Annotated in this window: 5 protein-coding genes; all 5 read left to right on the top strand. The window is 32.7% G+C overall.

Annotated elements, in window-relative coordinates:
• The first annotated feature begins 16 nt into the window (after positions 1-16).
• The 5 genes from JS605_RS07750 to JS605_RS07730 all read left to right on the top strand — a co-directional run bounded on the left by JS605_RS07750 (position 17) and on the right by JS605_RS07730 (position 11,723).
• On the top strand, positions 17-1,549 hold the full coding sequence (locus tag JS605_RS07750) for a sulfatase family protein (RefSeq protein WP_203257125.1): 1,533 nt from the start codon (positions 17-19) through the stop codon (positions 1,547-1,549).
• A gap of 153 nt (positions 1,550-1,702) precedes the next feature.
• Positions 1,703-3,136 (top strand): sulfatase, encoded by a 1,434-nt coding sequence (locus JS605_RS07745; protein WP_203257124.1) that lies wholly within the window; start codon positions 1,703-1,705, stop codon positions 3,134-3,136.
• A gap of 137 nt (positions 3,137-3,273) precedes the next feature.
• The gene (locus JS605_RS07740; RefSeq protein ID WP_203257123.1) at positions 3,274-4,314 is read left to right on the top strand and encodes a GntR family transcriptional regulator; all 1,041 of its coding nucleotides are present in this window, start codon (positions 3,274-3,276) and stop codon (positions 4,312-4,314) included.
• A 214-nt stretch (positions 4,315-4,528) separates the two neighbouring features.
• A complete protein-coding gene (locus JS605_RS07735) occupies positions 4,529-8,578 on the top strand; it encodes a hybrid sensor histidine kinase/response regulator transcription factor (RefSeq protein WP_203257122.1) in 4,050 nt (1,349 codons plus the stop codon).
• A 112-nt stretch (positions 8,579-8,690) separates the two neighbouring features.
• Positions 8,691-11,723, top strand: a complete 3,033-nt coding sequence (locus tag JS605_RS07730; RefSeq protein ID WP_203257121.1) for a sugar-binding domain-containing protein — start codon at positions 8,691-8,693, stop codon at positions 11,721-11,723.
• The last annotated feature ends 55 nt before the right edge of the window (positions 11,724-11,778 follow it).

Raw genomic sequence — 11,778 nt, 5'->3', positions numbered from 1 at the left:
CAATTTAATCAGAAAAATGAGAATTAAATTATTTTCAGCAGCTATTTTAGTACTAGTATTTACTTTATCAAGCTGTAAAAAAGAAGTAAAGCAAAACGAAGACAAAGCTTCAGTAGAAACCAAGCAAAAGAAACCAAACATCGTTTATATTCTTACAGATCAATGGAGAGGATCTGCTTTAGGTTATGCAGGTAATCCAGATGTAAAAACGCCAAACTTAGATGCTTTTGCTAAAGAATCTGTAAACTTTGCCAATGCAGTTTCCGTACAGCCAGTTTGTACACCACATAGAGCATCGTTGCTAACAGGTAAGTTTCCAACAACTACAGGTATGTTTTTAAACGATTTGTATTTACCTGCTGAGGAGTTAACTATGGCAGAAATCTTCAAGTCTGAAGGTTACAATACAGCGTATTGGGGTAAATGGCACTTAGATGGTCATGGAAGATCTAGCTTTATTCCTAAGGAAAGACGTCAAGGTTTTGACTATTGGAAAGCTCTTGAATGCTCTCACAATTACACAAGAATGCCATATTATGATAATGATAATAAAGAGTTAAAACACTGGAAGGAGTATTCGCCATTTGCTATTGTAAAAGACGCAAACAACTATATTACTGAACATTCCAAAGATGATAAACCATTTTTAGCCTTTATTTCTATAGCTACACCGCATTACCCACATAATTCGGCACCTAAGAAATATAAGAATATGTATCCTCCAAAAGGCTTAACGTTAAATCCAAACATACCAGAGGAATTTAAAGAACGTTGCCGTCAGGAGTTACATGGGTATTATGCGCATGCAACAGCTACAGACGAAGCTATAGGAAGTGTTATAAATAAACTAAAAGAGCTTAAGTTAATGGATAACACTATTGTAGTTTTTTCTGCAGATCATGGTGAAATGATGGGAGCGCACGGTGTTAAACCTTTTGTGAAGCAATTGGCATGGGATGAGTCTATCAGAGTCCCTTTTTTAATTAGTTATCCAGGAATAGAAAAGCATAAAGGAGCAGTAGTAAACGCACCTATAACAACCCCTGATATATTACCATCATTATTAGGGCTTACTAATATTGAAATTCCTGAAGCCATAGAAGGGGAGAATTTAGAAGGTTTAATTAAAAATCCAGATCCAAATGTAGATAGGGCAGCATTAGTCATGAATCCAGCTCCTTTTGGAGCAAATTTTAAAGACGAACCCTATCGAGCACTTAAAACCAAGCAGTACACCTACGCTAGAACACCAAGTGGTCCAAGTATGCTTTTCGATAACATAGCAGACCCTTTTCAGCAAAACAATTTGCTCGGAAGTACTCAATTAAAGGAAATTCAAAAAGATTTAGATACTAAGTTAAATTTAGCACTAAATAAAATTAATGATGAATTTGGAACACGCAGCTTTTATTTAAAGAAATATAATTATATGTTAGACAAGAAGAAAAAAGCTATTCCTTTTGGGGGATTTAATGAAGGAAAGGGAAAACTGATTAACGTAGGAGATACTAAGCCAGTTGTACAATCTCCACAACCAGTGCAAGAGTAATTAATTTGGGCGTTACCCACAAGGGGTCGGGCTTTCACTACTCGCTCTTTTCAAGGAGCTCAAACAAGCCGTTCAATCCCTAACGCGGGCTAATCCGCCAAAGTAATTTTTAAACCTTAAAAGTTAGGTTTGTCTAAAAACTAAAATTATAAAATGAGAAAACTATTTCTACTAATTTGTATCACGTGTTGTATTCTAAAAGTATCTGCACAAAATGAGAAACCAAATATTTTAATTTTTTATATAGACGATTTAAGGACAGAACTAGGATGCTATGGAAGCGAAACAGCTATTACTCCAAATATTGATAAACTAGCATCAGAAGGTGTAATGTTTAACAAAGCCTATACCCAACAAGCCATTTGTGCCCCCTCTAGAATGAGTACTTTAACTGGTTTAAGACCAGAAACTTTAGGTATTTATAGCATTTTTACACCTTTAAGAAAAGTGCATAAAGATGTTGTAACGCTTCCACAACTTTTCAAGCAAAACGGTTACAAAACTATTAGTACGGGTAAAGTATATCATCATTTTGTGGATGATAAAGAAAGTTGGACAGAACTGGTAAAAAGACCTTCTAACATATACTTAAAACCAGAGAGTCTTGAGGTTATGGCTGGTAAACGCGCCAAAGGTCCTGCCTATGAAGATGCTGACGTGGCAGATGATGGATACAAAGATGGCATTGTTGCAAACGATGCTATTAGAATGTTGCACCAATATAAAGACGATAAATTTTTAATGTTTGTTGGTTTGATGAAACCACATTTGCCTTTTAATGCACCCAAAAAATATTGGGATTTGTATGATAAGGACCAATTTAAAATTCCCTTAAAAGACAAACCCAAAGATATGTACAGGTTAGCATTGAGTAAATGGGGAGAGTTAAAAGGATATCATGGAATACCAAAGGAAGACCCCTTGAATAACGATATAACAAGAACATTGATTCATGGTTACCATGCTTGTGTAAGTTATATGGATGCCCAAGTAGGCAAGGTAATGAAAACACTAGAAGAATTAAATCTTCGTAAAAATACCATGATTGTTTTTATGAGTGACCATGGTTACAAAATAGGAGAATATGGGGCTTGGTGCAAACACTCTAACGTAGAAATAGATGTAAGGGTGCCTTTAATAATAAGTAGAGAAACAAATTATAAAAATCGATTAGTAGGAGCGACGTCCAATGCATTAGTGGAAAATGTAGACATATTTTCAACCCTTGCGGAGGTTTGTGGGCTTAAGCACTTAAATTCTGATGGGAAAAGTTTAGTTGGGCTATTGGATAACCCAGATATGGAATGGGATGCTGTAGCAACAAGTGTTTTTGCAAGAGGAAAAAAAATAATGGGTTGTACAGCAACTAATGGCAATTGGCGTTACACAGAATGGAGGGATTCAAACACCCATGAAGTGTTAGGAGTAGAATTATATGAACATAAAAATAGTTTATTGTCTTTTGTAAATGTATCAGGTAAGCCAGAGTATCAAGAGGTAGAAGAAATAATGAAACGCTTATTAGAAACCCAATTTCCGAGAAACGCAAGCCCTTTTTTACAAAACGATATTCCTAGGAAAAAATAGATAAAAGAGGTAATAAAAGCATAATTTTGTATTAATTTAACCACAAGATGTATTAAAAAAAACTTTTAGTTACCCTATTTAAGATTTTTGGTTTACTAAGCTTTAATAATTTTGACATGACTAAAACTATTTAAGCCATGTTAGATCTTATAACGCTAGATGTAAACTCTACTGTGCCAAAATATTTGCAAATTATTAACTCCATAGTTTGTAATATTTCAAATGGTAATGCAAAGATTGGAGATAAAGTACCTTCCATAAATAAATTAAGTCAAGAATTCTATCTCTCTCGAGATACAGTTGAAAGGGCTTACAAAGTTTTAAGAAAACGTAATATCATAGTATCCGTACAAGGTAAAGGCTCTTATATTGCAAACACGCAGTTAATATCAAAGTTAAATGTTTTATTTCTAGTAAATAAATTGAGTCCATACAAAACGATGGTTTACAATTCATTTCTAAAGGAAATGGGAAATACGTGCCATATCGATTTGCATAGCTATCACTGTGATGAAGCATTATTTTTAGAGCTAATGACCAAATACAATAATACTTATGATTACTATGTGATAATACCACATTTTAGAACTGAAGATCTATCTTATGTAAGTTTTACAAGTAAAGTAAGTAAGGTAGTAAATGAGATACCAAAAGATAGTTTGGTTTTGTTGGATAATAATAACCATGAAATTGAAGGGAATTTTATTGAGGTTTTCCAAGATTTTGAAAATGATATATTTATAGCACTTCAAAATGCTAAACAAAAAATAGATAAGTATAATAAACTAACACTTGTCTACCCTAAAGCATCATTCTACCCATACCCAAGAGCCATTTTAAATGGCTTTACAAAATATTGTACTAAATATCAATGTGATTTTGAAATCATTGAGGAGGTTTCCAATGAGTTTGTGTTAGAAAAACAGAATTTATACATTACCATTGAAGATGATGATTTGGTACGTATAATGCATCAAGTTAAAGAAAATGATTTTAAATTAGGATCTGATATCGGTATTATATCATACAACGACACCCCTTTAAAACAAATATTAGGAATAACGGTTATTTCTATTGATTTTAATGATATGGGAAAACAAACAGCAAAAATGATAACTGAAAATATAAAAGAAAAAGTTAAGGCACCATTCTTTTTTGTCGATAGAGAATCTGTCTAAATATTTAATAATATAGTAAAAAAAGGAAGCCTATTAATTAGGCTTCCTTTTTCGTTTTTAAATAAAATAAAGTCTATATTAGGTAAATAAATTAGGATGTGTAATAGGTATACTTTTCTACTAAATGATGAGTTTGGTTTAAATTGAGATATCGTATTAATATTTTTTTTAAAAAACTACTTTTTTGTTTTACCAATACTTTACTAAATTCTTAATGAATTATAGATCATTTCTCATACTGTTTTTAGTTTCTATTAATTTATTACAGGCTCAAATTAGTGATTTTAATTTTAGAAATTTTAATATTTCAGATGGTCTTTCAAATAATACGGTTGCATCAATTACCCAAGATAAATTAGGGCAAATATGGATAGCAACAAGTAATGGTTTAAATAAATTCAATGGAAAAGAATTTGTTATATACAGAAATATACCTGATGAGACATCCAGTATCAGCAGTAGTGATATACTTAATGTTTTAGAAGATAGAGAAGGTAATATTTGGGCAGGTACTTTTAATGGCTTAAACAAATACGAACCTCAAAGTAATCTGTTCAAAAAATATTTTAAATCGTCCAATAAAAACTCTTTAAGTAGTGATGCTGTTATTTCTAGTTTAGAGATGAAGAGTGGTAGTATTTGGTTTGGAACATCAAACGGGGTTTCAATCTATGATAAAAAAACAGATTCTTTTACTAGGTTTTTACAAGGAAAGGGAAAAAATAGACCTATATATGACATATATGTTGATAAAAGAAATGTTGTATGGTTGGCTACAAAAAATAATATTATAAGAGTAAATAGGGATAGAGAAGGAAAATTTACTACCAGAGCGTATAGCATAGAGAATTCGAAAAATAGATTTCATGTAAATAAAATACTAGAAATAGAAAAGGGGGTTTTGGGAATAGCGAGTAAATACGATGGATACTTATTATTTGATACGCAAACAGAACAATTTAGTTACCCAGAACATTTAGACATACTCCAAAGTCTGGACATACAAGATTTAGAGAAAGATGAAGATGGCAATCTGTGGGTAGCGACTACTAACGGACTTTTTATAGTAACATCCTCTAAAAAAATAATACGTATAGCGGAGAATGAAGATGAAAATTATGGGAGTATTAAAAATAGAATCAAAACAATTTATAAGGATAAAAGTAACTCTATTTGGTTAGGAACAGAGAGTTTTGGTGTATCCACATGGCACAAGTCTAACCAAAACTTTAAAAAGATTAAAAACCCTAACAGTTACAACAATATTACAAATACCATTATCACAGATAAAGAGCAAAATATCTATTTTGGAACAGAAGGAGGTAGTGTAAATGTTTTGGAAAAAAATAACGAGGTTACAGAGATCATAAAAATTCAAGATTCTACCAAAACTATTTCTTATCCTGTAAGGTCTTTATACTGTGACGAAAACAATTTGTTATGGATAGGTACACTAAACAGGGGGTTAAAAATATATGATTTAGAAACCAAGAAAGAGCTAAAAAATATATTATCAAATAGACTTAAAAATTATACAGAAAACACTTCGGTTTTAGATATTAAAAAAGGAACAGGTCATGATGTTTGGATTGGTACTTATGGTAGGGGATTACTTCAGTATAACACAAAAACAAAAAGACTTAAAGTATATAAAAAGCCCTCATTGGCTTCAAGTATCATTCGGAAAATACATGTAGATGAAAATAGTGTAATTGCAGGTGGTTTAGGAGGTGTAAGTATTTTAGAGCGCAATGGTTCTAAATTTCAAATTTCAAATTATTTCAATGAAGCATCCGTAAAGAGATTTAATATTACCACGATTTATAAAGATTCAAATGATATTATTTGGATAGGTACTAAAACCAGAGGATTATATAAATTCAATGGTAAAGACTTTAAGCCTGTGGTAATATCAGCTAACAATAAAATATTTACCATCAATTCAATTTTAGAAGACGATAAAGATGGGGTCTTATGGATAGGTACAGATAAAGGTATAGTTAGGTATAATGTTTTTAAAAAGGAAAGTATCATTTACAATCAACAAAATATAGAGCCTAATAATGACTTTATAATGAATGCCGCTTTAAAAGTTGATAATCAATATTATTTTGGGGCTTTACAAGGTATAATAATGTTTAATCCAGATAAGATTGTAAAATATAATTTTAAACCAAAAGTCATACTATCAGAATTAAAAATTAGAAATGAAAAGATAACAGCAAAAAGTAGTAATCAAATTTTATTAAAAAGTATTAGCTACACAAAAAAAATAGAGTTAACCCATGATAAGGCAAGTTTTTCTATCAGCTATGCCTTTCCCAATTATATTAACTCCAAAAATAATCAATACGCATATAGATTAAAAGGGTTAGAAGACGATTGGTTTTACACAAAACAAACAGAAGCCTTTTTTGCACTACAAACCTCAGGTGCTTATACATTTCAGGTTAAAGCAGCTGATTATGATGGTGTTTGGAGTGACGAAATCACAGAACTAAAAATTAAAGTTCATCCAGCTCCCTGGAGAACATGGTGGGCTTACGTTATTTATTGTATTGTCTCCTTTGGATTAGTGTTCGGAATAGTATGGATACTACAATCTAAATCTAGACTACAGCATAAGTTAAAACTGGAGTATATCGAAAATAAAAAAAAGGAAGAGTTAAATCAGGCTAAGCTAAAGTTTTTCACTAATATTTCCCATGAGTTTAGAACACCTTTAACCTTAATTTTGGGGCCACTTCAAAGCATACTAAACGATTATTCAGGATCTAAGACGATATACAAAAAGCTAAAGGTTATGGATAGTAGTGCCAATCACTTACTACGGCTTATTAATAGATTAATGGATTTTCGAAAATTAGAAAGTAACCAATTACAATTAGAAGCAGCAGAAGGAAATATTGTTAAGTTTTTACAGGAGATATTTTTGTCCTTCAGTGAATATGCCAAAAATGGCAAATACAATTATAAATTTAATACCTCAGACGATGAAATATTAGTTTTTTACGATAGATATAAGCTAGAAAGAGTATTCTATAATTTAATATCTAATGCCTTCAAGCATACAAAAAATGGGGGAGATATAACTGTTAATATATATAAGGAAGACAATGACGTTGTTATAGAAGTTAAAGATTCAGGTAATGGGGTGCCAGAAGAATTTTTAGATAAGATTTTTGACCGCTTTTTTGAAGTCTCAAATAATAGTGAAACCAATACGGCCTATAATAAAGGTACGGGTATAGGGTTGTCTATTGCCAGTAACATTGTTAAACTCCATCATGGAGAAATATCAGTTAAAAATATAAAACCTGAGGGAGCAGTTTTTATCGTAAAATTAAAACTGGGAAAAGGGCATCTGTCAGAAAACGAAATACTAAAGAATTTTAAAATGAGTGATGATGTATCTCAATACGTTACTCAAATTAGCATTTCAGATACAGAAATTAATAACACCAATAGTCCAAAAGATTTACTTTTAGAGAAGAAGAAATACACCATTTTAATTGCAGAAGACAATACAGTACTCAGGTCATTTATAAAAGAAATACTCAAGCCTAAATACAACATCATACAAGCCGAAAATGGAAAAGTAGCATTACAAAAAGCTATTGAATATTTACCCGATTTAATTATTAGTGATGTAATGATGCCAGAGATGGTAGGTACTGAGTTGTGCTCTAAGATTAAAACTACTATAGCTACAAGCCATATACCTGTAATTTTGTTGACATCACGTTCCGCTTTGGTTTATAAATTTGAAGGGCTTGAAAGTGGTGCAGACGATTACATAAGTAAACCATTTAACCTTAAGGAGTTTAAGCTTAAAATCCAGAATTTGTTGGAGTTTAAAGAACGCTTAAAAGATAAGTTTTCATCAAATGAAAATTTTGGAGCCCTAGATGTGTCTTTAACGTCCTTAGATCAGCAATTGCTTGATAAAGCTCTGGAAATAGTACATAGAAATATGTCCAATCAGGATTTTAATATTTCTCATTTTTCAGAAGAGTTAGGAGTGAGCCGTTCCATACTCTTTACAAAAATAAAAGCCTGGGCTAACGTTACCCCAAACGATTTTATTCAAGATATAAGGCTAAATCATGCTATGAAATTATTAGAGTTGAATAGACTAAATATTACAGAGGTCGCTTATGCGGTAGGATTTAAACGTCCAAAATACTTTAGCCAACGCTTTCAGCAAAAATTTGGATTAACACCTTCAGAGTTTTCAAAAAAATTCACAAATACAAGTAGTTAAAAATAGCTTTTCATGCCGTTTTTGTACGTATCTAAGTATCGATGGTTGCAGGACACAACAGGATTACATTTAGAGTTTAAAAAATTAAGTTTGTTAGTAACAAAACTAACTAATGAAAAATATACTCATAGCTTTATTTTTAGCTTTAAGTTCTGCATCAATTTACTCTCAAAGAACTGCAACAAACTTTAATAATGATTGGAAATTCATATTGGAAGACAATACATCATTTTCAAAAGAAAATTATGATGATTCGTCCTGGAAAACCCTAAATGTACCACATGATTGGTCTTTTGAAAAAGGTGTTCGTAAAGGTGGAGACCAAGGACAGGGCGGTGGTTATCATGATGGGGGAATTGGTTGGTATAGAAAGTATTTTGAAATTAAAAAAGGAAGTCTTTCAAAAATTACCTATATCAATTTTGATGGCGTATATATGAATAGCGAAGTTTGGGTTAACGGTAATTATCTAGGCAAAAGACCTTATGGATATATTAGTTTTAGATATGATATTTCAAAATACCTAAAAGAAGGAAAAAATATAGTTTCAGTAAGGGTTGATAATAGTTTAGAACCATCGGCACGATGGTATCATCCTTGTGGTATTTATGCGCAAGTACAATTAATAGAAGTAAATCAAACTCATTTTAAACCCAATTCTATTTTTATTAAAACACCTTCAATTTCAAAAGAAAAGGCAAGCGTAGCAATTGATGCAGAGATTAATGGAGCACTAAAAGGTTTAAAGTATGAAGTGAAATTATTCTCTCCTCAGGGAAAAGAGTTGGTAAATAAATGTGAGAAATTAAATATCACTAAGCCAACATATCAATTAGAAGTGGAAAACCCAAAATTGTGGAGCCCAGAGACACCAAATGTATACAAAGCAGTTACTAAAATTTTGGATGGCAAAAAAGTAATAGATGAGGTTGAAACCACTTTCGGATTTAAAACGGTTGAATGGAAAACCGATACAGGCTTTTGGCTAAATGGCGAAAATATAAAACTGAAAGGTGTTTGCGAACATTGGGAAGGAGGGCCTGTTGGTGGTGCTTGGACAAAGCCTATGTTGCGTTGGAAATTACAATCTTTAAAAGATATGGGGATTAATGCCATACGTCCGTCACACAATCCAACACCACCTATGTTTTACGATATCTGTGACGAAATTGGGTTATTGGTTATGGACGAAATTTTTGATGGATGGCATAAAAAAGCACCTGAAGATTATGGAAAACAAGCCTTTGATGAGTGGTGGCAACGCGACGTGAAAGAATGGATAACCCGAGACCGAAACCACCCAAGTATTTTTGTGTGGAGTTTGGGTAATGAAACCCATAATGATGTGGCACCAGAATTGGTTAAGTTCGGCAAGAGTTTAGACCCTACCAGATTGTTTACCTCAGGAGCTGGGAACCCAGAAGATATGGATATACAAGGCGTTAACGGTGGTTCTGAAACTAAAACATTTATAGAAAATAAGCATTTTGACAAACCATTTATTTCCACAGAAGCACCTCATACATGGCAAACAAGAGGGTACTATAGAACACAAACATGGTGGAGGGATAATGAGTTGCCCGGAACATATGAACTACCAAATCTTACAGAAAAAGAAATCTTTTTTTATGAAGGTTTAAACCCAAAAGATTGGAGAAATAGAAAACAACGATTTAACTCCTCTTATGACAATGCTACAGTACGTGTGTCTGCAAGAAAATATTGGGAAGTAATGCGTGATACGCCATGGCATAGTGGTCATTTCCGCTGGACAGGTTTCGATTATTACGGAGAAGCAGGTTTAGTTCATGGAGGGTTACCTTTTAACTTGTTTATGGGAGGAGCGCTTGATGTTGCTGGTTTTAAAAAGGATCTATTTTACTTCTATAAAAGCCAGTGGACTTCAGCACCAATGGTTCATATGTTGCCACATTGGACACACCCTAGAATGCAAAAAGGTACTGTTATTCCAGTTTGGGTGTATTCTAATGCTGATGAAGTAGAGTTGTTTTTAAACGGAGAGTCCCTCGGAAAAGATAAGCCAGGTACCATTTGGAATGAAATGCAATGTGAGTGGATGGTGCCATATGAGGCAGGTACTATTGAAGCAGTGGCTTACATAAAGGGTAAAGAAGTTAAGAGAACACATTTTAGCACAAGTGAGCATCCTTCAAAACTACTTACAAGTGTAGAAAAATTATTAGCTGAAGATGGTTTTCCTGCAAACTTCATTATAACCTCGCAAGCCACAGATAATTCGAATAATCTATATCCATACGGAGAAAATAGAGTGTATTATAACATTAAAGGCGATTTAACCAAGGTTTCTATGGAGAATGGAGACCCTATAGACCCTACTAGTCGTACCAAATCAGATTTTAGGAAAATGTTCTTCGGGAAAACGCGACTGTTTTTAAAAGAACAACCAAATGCACAACAAGCGTCAATTATTACAGGAGCTATTTTAGGAGATAAGAGTTTATACATTTCTAATTTAATCAATATTGAAGCTCAGCAAATTGGTCTCATTGGAGAAAACTCAAAATTTCCTGAGTTAGAAATATTATTTACCACAGATGGAAGTAATCCTGATTCTAACGGAAAAAAATATTCCAAACCGTTTAACATTGATGATGGTACTACCGTAAAGGCGATAGTAAAACAAAATGGAACCGTTGTTTTAACCATGGAAGAGACTTTTGGTAAAAACGAAGGTTTGTTTTGGGGAAATGAGCACTCTGCCGATATGTGGATAGGAAGAGGCGTTAATATTTCTGCAGAAGATGGTAGCCTTGAAGGAACAGCAAAAGCGAGTTCAAAGGCACGTCGGTATAAGGGAAGTGGTTTTGTAGAATTTCAAAATGGGGAAGGTGCTATCACTTGGTACCAAGAAAATGATGGCGAACAAGGAGATTATAGCATACGTTTCAGATATATGCACAATAATGAAGGAAAACTACACCCTATGAAACTTTATGTTAATGATGAATACATAAGAACATTAGAGTTCAAACCCACAGGAGGTTGGGAAAAGGAATGGAAATTTGTACCTACTATTATTACCTTAAAAGCAGGAGCCAATAATATAAGACTTGAAACATCAGGAAAGAGTGGGCCATATATAGATGAACTATTTATAGATTAGATGAAATTTGATGACAGTTGTATACATAATAGGTGTTTTACTTGTGCTAAATGTT

Origin of the sequence: Hyunsoonleella ulvae (assembly GCF_016827605.1) — a bacterium.
GTDB lineage: Bacteria > Bacteroidota > Bacteroidia > Flavobacteriales > Flavobacteriaceae > Jejuia > Jejuia ulvae.
Note: the sequence above shows the minus strand (reverse complement) of the source record. Positions and strands in the feature narration are given on the sequence as shown.

Excerpts from the sequence above, each read along its gene's own strand:
- JS605_RS07735 (WP_203257122.1), top strand. The coding sequence starts at position 4,529 with ATGAATTATAGATCATTTCTCATACTGTTTTTAGTTTCTATTAATTTA.
- JS605_RS07750 (WP_203257125.1), top strand. The coding sequence starts at position 17 with ATGAGAATTAAATTATTTTCAGCAGCTATTTTAGTACTAGTATTTACT.
- JS605_RS07740 (WP_203257123.1), top strand. The coding sequence starts at position 3,274 with ATGTTAGATCTTATAACGCTAGATGTAAACTCTACTGTGCCAAAATAT.
- JS605_RS07730 (WP_203257121.1), top strand. The coding sequence starts at position 8,691 with ATGAAAAATATACTCATAGCTTTATTTTTAGCTTTAAGTTCTGCATCA.
- JS605_RS07745 (WP_203257124.1), top strand. The coding sequence starts at position 1,703 with ATGAGAAAACTATTTCTACTAATTTGTATCACGTGTTGTATTCTAAAA.